We start from the raw sequence: 15,257 nt of genomic DNA on the forward strand, positions 1-15,257 counted from the left end.
GGGCGGCGCCATGCATGAAGAAGCACAAGCTGGCGGCGCCTTTGCCGCCGACGGCTGGTTTGCCGTCGAGCTCTCGGTCCATGTGCCGCCTGGGCAGGTCGTGCAGACCTTGCTCCACGGCCAGGAACTGGCCTTGTGGCGGCCATCCGCAGGCTCGGTGCAGGCCTGGGAGAACCGCTGTCCGCACCGCAGCGTGCGGCTGACGCTCGGATTCGTCCACGGCGACCAGCTGGTCTGCCGCTACCACGGCTGGCGCTACGGCCGCGACGGGCGATGCACGGGCGTTCCCTCCACGCCTGCACTCGCGCCGCCGCCGGCCGCCTGCGTGCGAACGTACATGTGCCGCGAATCGGATGGCGTGATCTGGGCCAGCCTGGCACTCGCGCCGCGCGGCTATCCGCCGCGGCTGCCCGGCCTGGGCGCCTGCCGGAGCTTCGTGGTGGACATGGCGGCAGACGCTTTGGCCCAGGCGATCGAGGCCGCGGGCTTCGTGCCCGCCGGCCACCCGGGTGTCTGGCGCGAACCGGCCAGCAGCGGCGATGCCGCCACCCTGCTGCTCCAGCCGATGAACGCCGCCAGCACCTGCGCGCACCTCTTCATTACGGAAGGCCTTGGCGCAGCGCGGCGCCTGGCCGCGGCCCAACGCATGAAGGCGGTTTTCGCCAAGGAGCTTGCACATGTTTGACCCCATGGACGGCACCGCGCTGCAAGACACCCTGGATCCGGCCATTGCCAACGACTGGTTCGCGATCGGCGCGGGCAGCGATGCCATTGCGTCCGGTCCGGCACTGCACCGGCAACTGCTGGAGCGCGAGATCGAAGTCCGGCGCCATGCCTCGGGCGCGCTGTCCGCGAGCATTACAGATGGCTCGAGCGCCCCGTGCGTCGCGCGGGACCACTGCGGCTGCATCTTCGTGTGCCTCGGCGATGCGCCCAAGCCGCTGTTCGCGCTCGATGAATTCGACGCGCCAGGCCGGCGCTTCGTCTACATGGGCGCGATCGGCGTTCACACCGGCGGGCTGCGGGTGGTCGAGAACTTTCTCGACATGGCCCACTTCCCCTTCGTCCATGCGCACATCCTGGGCACCGAAGAGGCGACCGAGGTGCGCGCCTACGAGGTCGAGCTCGACGCACGTGGGGAGCTCTGGGCCCGCGGCTGCAAGTTCGTGCAGCCGATGGCTTCCGCGGCATCCGAAGGGCCGGCGGATGTCGACTACGTGTACCGCGTCGTCAATCCCTTCTCACCACTCCTCTACAAGGCGCCTGCCGGCCATCCGGGCGAGGCCGACATCATCTTCCTGTTCGTGCAGCCCACGCAGGAGGACGCCTGCACCGTGCATTTCGCGATCTCGCTCCTCGACGCCACGCACAGCGCCAGCGAGATCACGGCGTTCCAGCAGACCATCCTGGGGCAGGACAAGCCGATTCTCGAGAACCACGTCTACAAGCGGCTCCCGCTGGACGCGCGCCTCGAGGTCCCTTCGCGCGCCGACGCGGGCTCGAGCGCCTACCGGCGCTGGCTGCGCAGCATCGGGTTGCGCTGGGGCGTGGAGCCGACGGCCGCCACGGCGCCAACGCGGCTCGTCGTGGAGGTTGCCGACAAGCGCAGGGTGGCAGAAGGCGTGGCGAGCTTCACCCTTTGCTCGCCGGCGGGCGGCCCGCTGCCGCCGATGACGCCCGGCGCACATCTCGACGTGCACCTGCCGGGCGGGCTGATCCGACAGTATTCGCTGTGCAACGGACCGGACGATGACGGCTGCTACACGATCGCGGTGAAGCGCGAAGAAGCATCGCGCGGCGGCTCGGCCGCGATGCACGACAGGGTCCGGCCAGGCGACCTGCTGCACGTCGGACTGCCGAAGAACAACTTTGCGCTCGACAGCACTGCCGGGCACTCGCTCCTCATCGCGGGTGGGATCGGCATCACGCCGTTGCTGGCAATGGCACGGCATCTGGCTGCGCGCGGCGACGACTTCCACCTGCACTACTTCTGCCGCTCGGCCGCGCACGCCGCCTTCGGTGCCGAGTTCGATCGCGAGTTCGCGAACCGCTGGACCTTGCACGCGGCGCTTTCGCCCGAGGCCACCCGCAAGGCGATCGAGCGTGTGCTCGGCGCCCCCGACGCGGACACCCACGCCTACACCTGCGGTCCGCTGCCGCTGATGGAGCTGGTGACGTCGGTGGGCGCGGCCCTGTGCTGGCCCCCCGAACGCATGCACTTCGAGTACTTCAAGGCAGCGGGGCCGGTGGCAACGGGCGGCACGCCCTTCGAGCTCACGCTCGCGCGCAGCGGCCGCACGTTGCAGGTCCCGGCCGAGCGCAGCATCGTCGAGGTGCTGCGCTCGATCGACGTCGCGATCGAAACCAACTGCGAGCAGGGCGTGTGCGGCACCTGCCTGTGCACGGTGATCGATGGCGTGCCCGAGCACCGCGACCAGTACCTGAGTGCCGCCGAGAAGGCCGGCAACATGCAGATGCTGCCTTGCGTTTCGCGCGCCCGCTCCGGGAAGCTGGTGCTCGACCTATGAGCCGCACGGCCGTTCCGAAGGCGAATAACACCGCAGCCGAAGGCGAAGGTACTCCAGTGCGCCGCACGGCCGTTCCGAAGGCGCATAGCACCGCAGCCGAAGGCGAAGCTACTCCAGTGACCCGTGGGCAAGACACCATGATCAAGCTGTACAACGACGAGCTCTCCGGCAACTGCTACAAGCTCCGGCTCTTCATGAGCCTGCTGCAGCTGCCCTATGCGCGCGTGCCGGTGAACTTTCATCCGGGCCGCGAGCACAAGGGCGAGGCTTTCCTGCGCATCAACCCCTTGGGCCAGCTCCCCGCGATCGATGACGATGGCTATGTGCTGCGCGACGCCCAGGCCATCCTGGTCTACCTGGCCAGCCGCTACGACCGCTCCGAGCGCTGGTACCCGGCCGAGGCGGCCACACGCGGGCGCATCGCGCTTTGGCTCGCCGTGGCCGAGGACATCACGCGCAGCGCCTCGGCTGCAAGGCTGCACGATGCCTTCGGCTACCCCTTCGACATTGCCGCCTGCCGCGGCGCGGCGCATCGGCTTTTCGCGCACATCGAAGACCACCTTTCGGATGGCGAAATCGAAGGGCGCACGTGGCTGGCGGCACATGACGCCACGATTGCCGACATCGCGTGCTTTCCGTACATTGCCCTCGCGCCCGAAGGCGGCGTGGGACTCGAACGCTACCCTGCACTGAGACGCTGGATCGCCCGCTTGAAGGCACTGCCGAACTTCGTGGGCATGCCGGGCATCTTTGCCGCAGGGATCGACCCGGAACCGTCTTAAGCTCGGGGGTGCGCCGGCTCGCCGGCGGTACCCTCATCTCCCGAAGGACCAACGAATGAAGACCAAAGCTGCAGTTGCCTGGAAATCCGCCGCCCCCCTGTCCATCGAAACCGTCGACCTCGAAGGTCCGAGGTTCGGCGAGGTCCTGGTCGAGATCAAGGCCACCGGCATCTGCCACACTGACTACTACACGCTCTCGGGCGCCGACCCGGAAGGCATCTTCCCGGCCATCCTCGGCCATGAAGGCGCAGGCATCGTGGTCGATGTCGGGCCGGGTGTCACCTCGCTCAAGAAGGGCGACCACGTCATCCCGCTCTACACGCCCGAGTGCCGGCAGTGCAAGTTCTGCCTCTCGCGCAAGACCAACCTTTGCCAGCTGATCCGAGGCACGCAGGGCAAGGGCCTGATGCCCGACGCCACCAGCCGCTTCAACCTGGACGGCAAGCCCATCTTCCACTACATGGGCACTTCCACCTTCAGCAACTACACGGTGGCGCCCGAGATCTCGATGGCCAAGATCCGCGAGGACGCGCCCTTCGACAAGGTCTGCTACATCGGCTGCGGCGTGACCACCGGCATCGGCGCGGTGATCTTTACCGCCAAGGTGGAGGCCGGCGCCAACGTGGTGGTGTTCGGCCTGGGCGGCATCGGGCTCAACGTGATCCAGGGCGCGAAGATGGTAGGCGCCGACAAGATCATCGGCGTCGACCTGAACCCGGCGCGCGAGGCGATGGCACGCAAGTTCGGCATGACGCACTTCCTCAACCCGAAGGAGCACGCCAACATCGTCGATGCCATCGTGCAGCTGACCGACGGCGGCGCCGACTACAGCTTCGAGTGCATCGGCAACACGCAGGTAATGCGCCAGGCACTGGAGTGCACGCACAAGGGCTGGGGCCGCAGCATCATCATCGGCGTGGCCGAGGCCGGTGCCGAGATCAGCACCCGCCCCTTCCAGCTCGTCACCGGCCGCAAGTGGGAAGGCTCGGCCTTCGGCGGCGCGCGCGGGCGCACCGATGTGCCGAAGATCGTCGACTGGTACATGGAGAACAAGATCAACATCGACGACCTGATCACGCACACCATGCCGCTGGAGGACATCAACAAGGGCTTCGACCTGATGAAGCGCGGCGAATCGATCCGCGGCGTGGTCCTCTACTGACGGCGGCACGGCGATGGCGGCCATGACACCGGTTCGACAGGTCCGGGCCGGCGTGCTCGACATCGGCTACCACGAGAGCGGCCCGGCCGACGGGCCGCCGGTGCTGCTGGTGCATGGCTTCCCCTACGACATCCACGCCTATGCGGGGGTCGCGCCGCTGCTCGCGGCGAAAGGCTGCCGCGTCATCGTGCCCTTCATGCGCGGCTACGGCAGCACGCGCTTCCTCGACGCCGCGACGCCGCGCTCCGGCCAGCAGGGCGCCTTCGGTGCCGACCTGCTCGCGCTGATGGACGCGCTGGCTATTCCGCGCGCCGTGCTCGCCGGCTACGACTGGGGCGGGCGTGCCTGCTGCGTCGTGGCCGCGCTGTGGCCCGAGCGCTGCGCGGGCCTGGTCTCGCTCAACAGCTACAACATCCAGGACATCGCCGCCGCCTCGAAGCCGGCCGTGCCCGAGAACGAGCGGCGCCATTGGTACCAGTACTACTTCCACGGCGAACGCGGCCACGCCGGGCTCGAGCAGAACCGCCGCCCGCTGTGCCGGCTGCTGTGGTCGCTCTGGTCGCCCACCTGGGTTTTCGACGACGCCACCTTCGAGCGCAGCGCCGCGGCCTTCGACCACCCCGATTTCGTCGAGGTCGTGATCCACTCCTACCGCCACCGCTTCGGCCTGGTGCCCGGCGATCCAGCGTACGACGAGATCGAGCACCGGCTCGCCGCGCAGCCGCCGATCACCGTGCCCGCCATCACCTTCGACGGCGCCGACGACGGCGTGATGTCGATCGGCGGCACCGCCGCGCACGCGCGCCACTTCACCGGCCCGCACCAGCACCGCGTGGTGCCGGGCGCCGGCCACAACCTGCCCCAGGAAAAACCGCAGGACTTCGCCGATGCCATACTCGAACTGGTGAACGCTTCCCGACCATGAACCCAGGCATCCGCACGCTTTCCGAACACCGCTGCTTCGGCGGCACCCAAGGCTTCCACGAACACGACGCACGCGAGATCGGCCTGCCGATGCGCTTCTCGGTCTTCCTGCCGCCGCAGGCGCAGCAGGCCCCCGTGCCGGCCCTGATGTACCTCGCAGGCCTGACCTGCAACGAGGAAACCTTCATGGTCAAGGCCGGCGCCCAGCGGCTGGCGGCCGAGCTGGGCCTGGCGCTGATCGCACCCGACACCAGCCCGCGCGGCGCCCATGTGGCCGGCGAGAGCGACAACTGGGACTTCGGCGTCGGCGCCGGCTTCTACCTCGATGCCACGCTGGCCCCTTGGGCGACGAACTGGCGCATGGAAAGCTGGATCGTCCACGAGCTGCTGCCGCTGCTGGGCACACATTTCCCCATCGACATCCACCGCATCGGCGTCTTCGGCCACTCGATGGGCGGCCACGGGGCGCTCACGCTGGCGCTGCGCCATCCGGGCCGCTTCGCCTCGCTCTCGGCCTTCGCGCCGATCTGCGCGCCCAGCGAGTGCCCCTGGGGCGAGAAGGCCTTCGGTGGCTACTTGGGACCGGACCGCGAGCAATGGCTGGCGCACGATGCGAGCGCGCTGATGCAGTCGCAGACCGCCGCGCCCTACCCCGAGGGCATCCTCGTCGACCAGGGCCTGGCCGACAAGTTCCTGGCCGACCAGCTGCATCCGCACCGGCTCGAGACCGCCTGCCGCGCCGTGGGGCAGCCGCTCACGCTGCGGCGGCACGAGGGCTACGACCACGGCTACTACTTCGTGCAGAGCTTCGTGGCGGACCACCTGGCGCACCACGCCCGGTTCCTGCGGGGCTGAGGCAGACTGGCCCCGTCGTTGGTATGAGCCAGTTCGTGGAGAGCCTGCACGAGGTGTTCGAGCGCATGGGCCCCATCGAGGCGCGCCGCATGTTCGGCGGCCACGGCATCTACCACGACGGGCGCATGTTCGCCCTGGTGGCCAACGACACGCTCTACCTCAAGGCCGATGCGGACACGATGGCCGAATTCGAGAAGCGCGGACTGCCCGCCTTCGGCTACGAGCGCGAAGGCCGGCGCACGGAAATGTCCTATCGCTTGGCGCCCGAGGAGATCTTCGAGGACCGCGAGGAGGCCATTCGCTGGGGGCGGTCGGCCTGGGAGGCAGCCCTGCGCGCCGCGGCGCCGAAACGCGCTCGGCGTCCTGCGGCCAAGAGGACCAAAGGCCCGGCGCGCTGAGACGCGGCCCACTCGCAAGTGCTGAGCGGCACTTCACCCTTTTGCCTGATCCTCCTGGTCCTTGCGAATCAGGTCCCGAACGTACTCGCCCGATCGTCGCACTTCAGCGCCAGTCGACGGCCAGGAGGGGTGCCAGGCTGTTCTGGTGGTCCTGTGGCCATGTCGTCTGCCCCGGCGCCGGCACCGCGAAGGTGGCCATCGCCTGCACCAGGAGGCTCACGCTTCTTTCCATCTCCGCGGCCGCACGCATCTGCTCGCTGTTCCACACCGTGCCATCGGCGAAGCGCAGGTGCTCCACCTGCTTACCGTCTGCGGACCAGCCGGGGGACACCATCTGCAGATCCAGCGTGATGGTGTAGCCGGTCAGTGCATCGACGATGTGGTCGGGGTTGCCGTTGAGGCCCTCGATGATGCGCACGTCGCCCGGGTTGAGGTCCAGCAGTTCCACCGTGTCGTCGCCGCCCGTGTCCAGCACCGTGTCGTTGCCGTCGCCCGAGCGGTAGCGGTAGGTGTCGTGGCCCGCTCCGCCGTTGAGCGTATCGGCCCCGGCAGCTCCGTCGAGCGTGTCGTTGCCGAGCCCGCCGCTGAGCACATCGGCCCTGCTGCTGCCCGTCAGGATGTCGTTGTAGTTGCTGCCGAAGAGGTACTCGACGTTCCGCAGCGTATCGGTGCCGGAGCCCCCTGTGGCTTGCGCGCCGGTGGTAGCCAGACTGACGTTCACGGCGGAGCCGGCATAGGCGTACGAGACCCAATCATTGCCGCCGAGGCCATCGAGCACGTTGTCGCCGGCCCCGGCGTACAGGACGTTGCTCAGGGCATTGCCGGTGCCGTCGATGGCCGCTGTCGTGTTGAGCATCAGGTTCCCTGTCTTCTTTTCTCTGGGTGCAGCGCCGCTCAAGATCACGGCGTTCGCTGAATCAAGTCCGGCACGTTAACGCCCGCGACTACCAATTCAATGTGAATAATGCCCAAAGCGAGAATTGATCAGATTTGATTCCTGTGCGCTGCCACCTCGACGCATGAATCGCGGCAGAAGGCGCCAGTCCGCCTCAGGCCGAGCGGCCATGCGCAAATTGGCGAGCTCTTCAGAACCTGAGCAGTCGGCAGCGGTTCCAGGCCATCGGGGCCTGTTTACCCCCCCTCTAGGACGCGGCCGCTTCGAACTCGGCGACCACCTGGTGAGCCGCCACTTGCTCGCCGACGGCGACATGCAGCGCGCCCACCGTGCCTGCCGCGGGCGCCGCATGGATGTGCTCCATCTTCATCGCCTCGAGCGTGACCATAGGCTGCCCCTCCTCCACGCGGTCGCCCACCGCGACCAGCACGGCGACCACGCGCCCGTTCATCGAGGCGCGCAGCTTGCCGTCGCCGCTGCCCTCGCCCGCACGCACGCCCGCGGCGCGCGCGAGGTCATCGATGACGAAGGGCCGGCCGCGGTAGTGCAGCAGCAGGCGCGTGCCCTCGCGGTGGAACACCGCGCTGTCCATCACGCCGTCGCAGACCAGGCGCGCCCGGTCGCCGTCGAGCCGGAGCAGCGCGAGCGCGATGCTGCGGCCGTCGAGCTCGACCTCGAAGCGCTGGTGGTTGCGCAACTGCAGTTCGCCTTCATGACGCCGTCCGTCCACCTCGAATCGCAGCGGCACTGCCAGCGAATGCCTCAGCGCGCGTCCGGCCGGTCGCCGTGCACGGCCATCCGCGGACTCGTGCAGCAGCACGGCCGCGACGGCCGCGGCGTGCAGGTTCATCTCCTCGTCCGGCGCGAGCAAGGCATCGGCATGCTGCGCGATGAAAGCGGTGGTGGCCTCGCCCGCGACGAAAACAGGATGGGCCAGGCAGCGGCCCAGGAAGACCTGGTTGGTCCTGACGCCGAGCGCCACCAGTTCCTCCAGCCCGTGCAACAGGCGGCGGCGCGCCTCCTCGCGCGTGCGGCCCTGGCCGATCAGCTTGGCGATCATCGAGTCGTACCAGGGCGTGACTTCCGCGCCGGCGCGCAGCGCATGCTCGGTGCGCACGCCCTCCGGCGGCTGCCACAGCGCCAGGGTACCGCTCTGCGGCATGCAGCCCTGGTCCGCATCCTCGGCGCACAGCCGCAACTCGATGGCGTGTCCTTCGAAGCGCACCTGCGCCTGCGTGAGCGGCAAGGGCTCGCCCGCGGCGATGCGCAGTTGCAGTTCCACCAGGTCGAGGCCGGTGATCGCCTCGGTCACCGGGTGCTCGACCTGCAGCCGCGTGTTCATCTCCATGAAGTAGAACCGGCCCTCGGCATCGAGCAGGAACTCCAGCGTGCCCGCACCCTCGTAGCCGATCGCGTTCACGGCCGCCACCGCAGTCGTACCCATGCGCTCGCGCAGCTCGGGCGTGACCGCCGGCGAGGGTGCTTCCTCGATCAGCTTCTGATGGCGGCGCTGCACCGAGCAGTCACGCTCGCCGAGGTGGATGGCGTTGCCGTACCGGTCGGCGAAGACCTGGATCTCGATGTGGCGCGGCGCCGCGATGGCACACTCCAGGATCACGGCGTCGTCGCCAAAGGCACCGCGCGCCTCGGACTTCGCGCTCCTGAGCAGCTCTGCGAATCCGGTGTCTGACGATGCGAGCCGCATGCCGCGGCCTCCGCCGCCGGCGCTGGCCTTGATCATCACCGGATAGCCGATGCGCCCGGCCTCGGCCCTCAGCCGCTCCTCGCCCTGGTCGCCGCCGTGGTACCCCGGGATGCAGGGCACGCCGGCCTCGCTCATCCGGCGCTTGGCACCGGCCTTGTCGCCCATGGCGGCCATGGCCTCCGGCGAGGGCCCGATGAACACCAGCCCCGCCTCGCGGCAGGCGCGCGCGAAGGCCTCGTTCTCGGCCAGGAAGCCGTAGCCCGGATGCACCGCATCGGCGCCGGTGCGCCGCGCCGCCTCGATGATCGCAGGGATGCATAGGTACGACTGCGCCGGCAGCGGCTCGCCGATGCAGACCGCCTGGTCGGCCCGCTCGACGTGGAGCGAGCCGGCGTCGGCCGTGGAATACACCGCGACTGTCCGGTAGCCGAGCGAACGCGCGGTGCGCATCACGCGAAGCGCGATCTCGCCGCGGTTGGCGATGAGGATCTTGTGGAAGGGCGTAGGTAGAGCCGTCACGGCCGGGCCACCGAGAACTGCATGGGCTGCGGCGTCTTCGCCTCGGCATCGCGGCAGATCGACATCAGCTGGGCCAGCAGCGCGCGGGTGTCGCGCGGATCGATCACGCCATCGTCGAGCAGCAGCGCGCTGGTGCTGAACACACTCATCTGGCGCTCGAAGCGCTCGACGATCTGGCGCTGCAGCGCCTCGAGCTTTGCGTGGTCCACCTCGCCCTTGCGCCGCATCGCGGCCTCGGTGACGATGGCCATGGTGCGCGCCGCCTGCTCGCCGCCCATCACCGCCGTCCTGGCGTTGGGCCAGGAGAAGCAGAAGCGCGGATGAAAGCCGCGCCCGCACATGCCGTAGTTGCCGGCGCCGAACGAGGCGCCGCAATGAATGGTGAACTGCGGCACGCTCGCGCTGGTCACGGCCTGGATCATCTTCGAGCCGTGCTTGATCATGCCGGCCTCCTCGTGGGCGCGGCCCACCATGTAGCCGGTCGTGTTCTGCAGGTAGAGGATGGGCGTGCGCGCCTGGCAGCAGGCCTGGATGAAGTGCGTGGCCTTGTTCGCGCCGGCCACGTCGATCGGGCCGTTGTTGGTGATGATGCCCAAGGGCCAGCCCTCGATCTTCGCGGTGCCGCAGACGGTGGCCGGCCCGTAGTCCGGGCTGAAGGCGAGGAACTCGGAGCCGTCGACGATGCGGGCGATCACCTGCCGCATGTCGACCGGGCGCTTGGGGTCTATCGGCATGATGCCCAGCAACTCCTCGGCGTCGTGGCGCGGCGGCCTGAAGCTGCGCGGCTCCCGCACCGGGCCGCTGTTCCAGTCGATGCAGGCCAGGATCTCGCGCGCGATGCGCAGCGCGTCGCGGTCGTCCTCGGCCAGGTAATCGCCCAGGCCAGAGACAGAGGTATGCATCGCGGCGCCGCCCAGCTCCTCCTCGCTCGCGACCTCCCCGGTGGCCGCCTTCAGCAGCGGCGGGCCGGCGAGAAAGGCGCGGGTGCGGTCGCGCACCATCACGATGTGGTCCGACAGGCCCGTCTGGTAGGCGCCGCCGGCGGTCGAGGAACCATGCGTCACCGTCAGCACCGGGAGGCCGGCGGCCGACAGGCGGGCGAGGTTGCGGAAGATGCTGCCGCCGCGCACGAAGTCCTCGACCCGGTAGGCCATCAGGTTGGCACCGGCGCTCTCGACCAGCTGCACGAAGGGCAGCCGGTTCTCCAGCGCCATTTCCTGCACGCGCAGCTGCTTGTCCAGCCCCATGGGCTGGAGCGCGCCGGCGTCGATGCCGGAATCGGAGGCGCTGACCATGCAGCGGATGCCCGAGACCTGGCCGATGCCCGAGATCACGCCACCGCCCGGCACGCTCTTGTCCGGGTCGGGGTTGTCCTGGCAGAAGCCCGCCAGCGTGGACAGCTCGAGGAAGGGCGCCCCCGCATCGAGCAGCAGCGCCAGCCGCTCGCGTGGCAGCAGTTGCCCGCGCTTGCGGAAGCGCTCGCGCGAGGCGGCGGAGGCCTGCACGGTGCGCGCCTCGATGCCGCGGATGCGCTCGATCAGCGCGAGCATGCCAGCACGGTTGGCCTGAAAGACTTCGCCGCTGGGGGACAGGGTGGATTCGATCACGGCCATGCTTGCGACCTTAGCCCGCGCCCCTGCGGCGGGCTTGCGGGAACTGGCTACGCCGTGGGTCCGCCCGCCGCCTCGTCGCGCAGCCACGCCCGGGTCCGGTCCACCAGTTCGGACAGCGGCGCCGTCGCATCGACGGCCAGCACACCGGGCTCCCCGACCGGCGATTCGAGGGTCGCGAACTGGTCGGCGACCAGGCTCGCGGAGAAGAAGTGGCCGGCCCCGCGCCCGGCGACCCGGCGCTCGGCCTCCTCGCGCGACAGGTCCATGAAGACGAAGCGCAGCCGGGGCACCGCGGCACGCAACCGGTCGCGGTAGCCGCGCTTGAGCGCCGAGCAGGCCAGCACCGCTCCCTGCGGATGCGCGGCGAGCGTGCCCGCCAGCGTGTCCAGCCAGCCGGCCCGGTCGGCGTCGGTGAGCGCGATGCCGGCGCGCATCTTGCTCACGTTCCCGGGCGGATGGAAGTCGTCGCCTTCGATCAGCGGCAGCCCCAGCTCACGGGCCAGCGCGGCCCCGAGGCTGGACTTGCCGCAGCCCGAAACGCCCATCACGACAAGCCAGCGGGGTGGGTTCTCCGACGAAGATAAGTAAAGCTCGGTCATTGGAACTATTGTGTTGCGATCTCTACTTATGATGGCGCCCTTCGACGGGAAGTAACAAGCCGTGTCCATGGTTTCGCTGGCTCTGCGCCGCCCCTACACCTTCATCGTGATGGCGATGCTGATCGTGCTGGCCACGCCCTTCGTGCTGGCACGCATGGCGACCGATATCTTCCCGGACATCAACATCCCGGTGCTCAGCATCATCTGGAACTACGGCGGCCTGCCGGCGCAGGAGATGGGGCAGCGCATCGCGGGCCAGACCGAGCGCGGCCTCACCACCACGGTGAGCGACATCGAGCATATCGAGTCGCAGTCGCTGGCCGGGGTGAGCGTGATCAAGATCTTCTTCCAGCCCACGGCCAACATCGAGACCGCGATCGCCCAGACCGTCGCCTCGGTGCAGACCCAGGTGCGCCAGCTGCCGCCGGGCATCACGCCGCCGCTGGTGATCAAGTACTCGGCCTCCAGCATCCCGGTGATCCAGCTGGCGCTGTCGAGCAGCGAGCGGCCGGAGAACTCGCTCTTCGACTCGGCCATCAACCAGCTGCGGCCGCAGCTCATCACCATTCCCGGCGTCGCCATCCCCTTCCCCTACGGGGGCAAGAACCGCGTGATCTCGGTGGACCTCGACACCCAGGCCCTGCAGGCGCGCGGGCTCTCGCCGGCCGACGTGGTGAACGCGGTGAATGCGCAGAACCTGATCCTGCCCTCGGGCACCGCCAAGTTCGGCGCCACCGAGTACAGCGTGAAGATGAACGGCTCGCCGGAGGTGCTGGCCGGCCTGAACGACCTGCCGGTGCGCACGGCCAACGGGGCCACCACCTACCTGCGCGACGTGGCCTACGTGCGCGACGGCTTCCAGCCGCAGACCAACATCGTGCGGCAGGACGGCGTGCGCGGCGTGCTGCTGTCGGTGATCAAGAACGGCAGCGCGTCGACGCTGGACATCGTCGCCAACCTGCGCGCCCTGCTGCCCGTGGCGCAGCAGGGCATGCCGGCGGACATCAAGGTCACGCCGCTGTTCGACCAGTCGCTGTTCGTCAAGGCGGCCGTGCAGGGGGTGGTGCTCGAGGCCATCATCGCGGCCCTGCTGACCGCCGCGATGGTGCTGATCTTCCTGGGCAACTGGCGCAGCACGCTGATCATCGCGGCGACGATCCCGCTGTCGATCCTGGTCTCGATCCTGGCGCTCTACGCCCTCGGCGAGACGCTCAACCTCATGACGCTGGGCGGGCTCGCGCTCTCGGTCGGCATCCTGGTCGACCAGGCGATCGTGACCATCGAGAACATCGAGCGCCACCTGCACATGGGCACGCCGCTCAACGAGGCGATCATGGTGGGCGCCGGCGAGATCGGACCGGCGGCCTTCGTCTCCACGCTGTGCATCTGCATCGTGTTCGTGCCGATGTTCTTCCTCTCGGGCGTGGCGCGCTTCCTGTTCGTGCCGCTGGCCGAGGCGGTGGTGTTCGCGATGCTGGCCTCCTACATCCTGTCGCGCACGCTGGTGCCGACGCTGGTCATGCTGATGATGGGTCGAGCGCACGCGCAACACGCGCACGGCGGCGCCGCCGGCAACGCCAAGCCCAGCCTGCTGCAGCGGGTCTACCGCAGCTTCGACCGGCGCTTCGAGCGCGTGCGGCGCGCCTACACGCTGGTGCTGTCGGCGCTGCTGTCGAAGCGCGGCAGCTTCATCGCCCTCTTCCTCGGCTTCTGCCTCCTGTCCTGCCTGCTGTATCCGGTGCTGGGCCGCGACTTCTTCCCTGGCGTGGACGCGGGCCAGATCCGCCTGCACATGCGCGCGCCCACCGGCACCCGGATCGAGGAGACGGCGCGGCTGGCCGACGAGGTGGAAGCGGCGATCCGCGAGCTGGTGCCGAAGGACCAGCTCGAGACCATCCTCGACAACCTGGGCGTGCCCAACAGCGGCATCAACCTCTCGTACAGCAATGCCGGCACCATCGGCACGCTGGACGGCGAGATCCTGCTCTCCCTGCGCGACGGCCACCGGCCGACCGAAGAGTTCATCTCGCTGCTGCGGGCAGAGCTGCCCCGGCGCTTCCCCGGCATCGAGTTCTTCTTCCAGCCCGCGGACATCGTCACGCAGATCCTCAACTTCGGCCTGCCCGCGGCCATCGACGTGCAGTTCAGCGGCAGCGATCTGGCCGGCAATGCGCAGCATGCCGCGGCACTGGTCAAGGCCATCCGCAAGATTCCCGGCGCCGTCGATGCCCACGTGCACCAGCGGCTGGACGGGCCCAGCCTCAGCCTGCAGATGGACCGCACGCGGCTGCAGCAGGTCGGGCTCACGGCGCAGAACGTCGGCCAGAACGTGCTGATCGCGCTGTCGGGCAGCTCGCAGACGGCACCGGCCTTCTGGCTCAATCCGCAGAACGGCGTGGTCTACAACGTCGCGGTGCAGACGCCCCAGTACAAGGTCGACTCGCTCGATGCGCTGCTCAACATCCCGGTGGGCGGCCAGGGCGCCGCGGCCGGGCCGCCGCAGCTGCTGGGCAACCTGGTCGAGGCGCAGCCCGCGCGGCAGCCCTCGGTGGTCTCGCGCTACAACATCTCGCCGGTGATCGACGTGTACGTCAGCGTGCAGGGCACCGACCTCGCCAGTGTCGCGGGGGAGGTCAGGAAGCTCGTCGACGAAGTGCGGCCCAGGCTCTCGCGCGGCAGCCAGGTCGCAATCCGCGGCCAGGTGGAGACCATGCAGTCGTCCTTTCTCGGGCTGGGCGTCGGGCTCGCGATGGCGATCGTGCTGGTGTACCTGCTGATCGTGGTCACCTTCCAGTCCTGGCTGGACGCCGCGATCATCATCACCGCCCTGCCCGCGGCGCTGGCCGGCATCGCCTGGATGCTGTTCCTCACCGGCACCACGCTGAGCGTGCCGGCGCTGACCGGCGCGATCATGACCATGGGCGTGGCCACTGCGAACAGCATCCTGCTGGTGTCCTTCGCGCGCGACCGGCTGGCCGCCGGCGTGCCGCCCCTGTCGGCCGCGCTGGAGGCCGGCGCTACCCGCATCCGGCCGGTGCTGATGACGGCGCTCGCGATGATCATCGGCATGGTCCCGATGGCGCTGGGCGTGGGCGAAGGCGCCGAGCAGAACGCGCCGCTGGGCCGCGCCGTCATCGGCGGCCTGCTGTTCGCGACCGTCTCCACCCTCTTCTTCGTGCCGGCCGTGTATGCCGGCATCCACAGCCGCATGGCCCATCGCAAGGCGCGCCAGGCCGAATCGTCCGCGCCGCCGCAGGGCGTGCCCCAGGAGAGTTGA

General features: G+C 69.2%; 12 protein-coding genes. 8 read left to right on the plus strand and 4 right to left on the minus strand.

What is annotated here, in order from left to right; all coding sequences use genetic code 11:
* Nucleotides 1–10: 10 nt before the first annotated feature.
* The 7 genes from E5P3_RS22140 (at nucleotide 11) to E5P3_RS22170 (ending at nucleotide 6,649) form a co-directional block, all read left to right on the plus strand.
* Nucleotides 11–685, plus strand: coding sequence for a Rieske (2Fe-2S) protein (locus tag E5P3_RS22140; RefSeq protein WP_162587925.1), 675 nt, complete (start codon nucleotides 11–13; stop codon nucleotides 683–685).
* Entirely contained in the window at nucleotides 678–2,528 is a 1,851-nt protein-coding gene (locus E5P3_RS35845; protein WP_232073262.1) for a 2Fe-2S iron-sulfur cluster-binding protein, read from the plus strand. Before E5P3_RS22140 ends, E5P3_RS35845 begins: the two co-directional genes overlap by 8 nt.
* 137 nt (nucleotides 2,529–2,665) lie before the next feature.
* Nucleotides 2,666–3,310, plus strand: a complete 645-nt coding sequence (locus E5P3_RS22150; protein WP_162587926.1) for a glutathione S-transferase family protein — start codon at nucleotides 2,666–2,668, stop codon at nucleotides 3,308–3,310.
* Between the two features lie 55 nt (nucleotides 3,311–3,365).
* Nucleotides 3,366–4,472: an S-(hydroxymethyl)glutathione dehydrogenase/class III alcohol dehydrogenase gene (locus E5P3_RS22155; RefSeq protein ID WP_162587927.1), complete on the plus strand. Its 1,107-nt coding sequence runs from the start codon at nucleotides 3,366–3,368 to the stop codon at nucleotides 4,470–4,472.
* Between the two features lie 13 nt (nucleotides 4,473–4,485).
* Nucleotides 4,486–5,397 (plus strand): alpha/beta fold hydrolase, encoded by a 912-nt coding sequence (locus E5P3_RS22160; RefSeq protein ID WP_162587928.1) that lies wholly within the window; start codon nucleotides 4,486–4,488, stop codon nucleotides 5,395–5,397.
* Complete coding sequence (gene fghA, locus E5P3_RS22165) at nucleotides 5,394–6,251, plus strand: S-formylglutathione hydrolase (protein WP_162587929.1); 858 nt, start codon at nucleotides 5,394–5,396, stop codon at nucleotides 6,249–6,251. The genes E5P3_RS22160 and fghA overlap by 4 nt, the downstream gene beginning before the upstream one ends.
* A gap of 23 nt (nucleotides 6,252–6,274) precedes the next feature.
* Nucleotides 6,275–6,649 carry a TfoX/Sxy family protein gene (locus E5P3_RS22170; RefSeq protein WP_162587930.1) on the plus strand — a complete coding sequence of 125 codons (375 nt, stop codon included), beginning with the start codon at nucleotides 6,275–6,277 and terminating at the stop codon, nucleotides 6,647–6,649.
* A 103-nt stretch (nucleotides 6,650–6,752) separates the two neighbouring features.
* On the opposite strand, the gene E5P3_RS22175 is transcribed toward E5P3_RS22170, so the two are convergent.
* The 4 genes from E5P3_RS22175 to E5P3_RS22190 form a co-directional block, all read right to left on the minus strand.
* Nucleotides 6,753–7,505 carry a calcium-binding protein gene (locus E5P3_RS22175; RefSeq protein ID WP_162587931.1) on the minus strand — a complete coding sequence of 251 codons (753 nt, stop codon included), beginning with the start codon at nucleotides 7,503–7,505 and terminating at the stop codon, nucleotides 6,753–6,755.
* 286 nt (nucleotides 7,506–7,791) lie between these two features.
* A complete protein-coding gene (locus E5P3_RS22180; protein WP_232073481.1) occupies nucleotides 7,792–9,699 on the minus strand; it encodes an ATP-binding protein in 1,908 nt (635 codons plus the stop codon).
* A gap of 65 nt (nucleotides 9,700–9,764) precedes the next feature.
* The gene (locus E5P3_RS22185) at nucleotides 9,765–11,381 is read right to left on the minus strand and encodes an acyl-CoA carboxylase subunit beta (RefSeq protein ID WP_162587932.1); all 1,617 of its coding nucleotides are present in this window, start codon (nucleotides 11,379–11,381) and stop codon (nucleotides 9,765–9,767) included.
* Between the two features lie 47 nt (nucleotides 11,382–11,428).
* Nucleotides 11,429–11,980, minus strand: coding sequence for a gluconokinase (locus tag E5P3_RS22190; protein ID WP_232073264.1), 552 nt, complete (start codon nucleotides 11,978–11,980; stop codon nucleotides 11,429–11,431).
* Nucleotides 11,981–12,041: 61 nt separating this feature from the next.
* On the opposite strand from E5P3_RS22190, the gene E5P3_RS22195 reads away from it, so the two are divergent.
* Nucleotides 12,042–15,257: an efflux RND transporter permease subunit gene (locus E5P3_RS22195; RefSeq protein ID WP_162587933.1), complete on the plus strand. Its 3,216-nt coding sequence runs from the start codon at nucleotides 12,042–12,044 to the stop codon at nucleotides 15,255–15,257.

It is taken from the genome of Variovorax sp. RA8 (genome assembly GCF_901827175.1).
GTDB lineage: Bacteria > Pseudomonadota > Gammaproteobacteria > Burkholderiales > Burkholderiaceae_C > Variovorax.

Bases quoted from the DNA above. Each gene is read 5' to 3' on its own strand.
- E5P3_RS22175 (WP_162587931.1), bottom strand. From the start codon at position 7,505: ATGCTCAACACGACAGCGGCCATCGACGGCACCGGCAATGCCCTGAGC.
- E5P3_RS22155 (WP_162587927.1), top strand. From the start codon at position 3,366: ATGAAGACCAAAGCTGCAGTTGCCTGGAAATCCGCCGCCCCCCTGTCC.
- E5P3_RS22140 (WP_162587925.1), top strand. From the start codon at position 11: ATGCATGAAGAAGCACAAGCTGGCGGCGCCTTTGCCGCCGACGGCTGG.
- E5P3_RS22150 (WP_162587926.1), top strand. From the start codon at position 2,666: ATGATCAAGCTGTACAACGACGAGCTCTCCGGCAACTGCTACAAGCTC.
- fghA (WP_162587929.1), top strand. From the start codon at position 5,394: ATGAACCCAGGCATCCGCACGCTTTCCGAACACCGCTGCTTCGGCGGC.
- E5P3_RS22160 (WP_162587928.1), top strand. From the start codon at position 4,486: ATGGCGGCCATGACACCGGTTCGACAGGTCCGGGCCGGCGTGCTCGAC.
- E5P3_RS22180 (WP_232073481.1), bottom strand. From the start codon at position 9,699: ATGCGCACCGCGCGTTCGCTCGGCTACCGGACAGTCGCGGTGTATTCC.
- E5P3_RS22190 (WP_232073264.1), bottom strand. From the start codon at position 11,980: ATGACCGAGCTTTACTTATCTTCGTCGGAGAACCCACCCCGCTGGCTT.
- E5P3_RS35845 (WP_232073262.1), top strand. From the start codon at position 678: ATGTTTGACCCCATGGACGGCACCGCGCTGCAAGACACCCTGGATCCG.
- E5P3_RS22185 (WP_162587932.1), bottom strand. From the start codon at position 11,381: ATGGCCGTGATCGAATCCACCCTGTCCCCCAGCGGCGAAGTCTTTCAG.
- E5P3_RS22170 (WP_162587930.1), top strand. From the start codon at position 6,275: ATGAGCCAGTTCGTGGAGAGCCTGCACGAGGTGTTCGAGCGCATGGGC.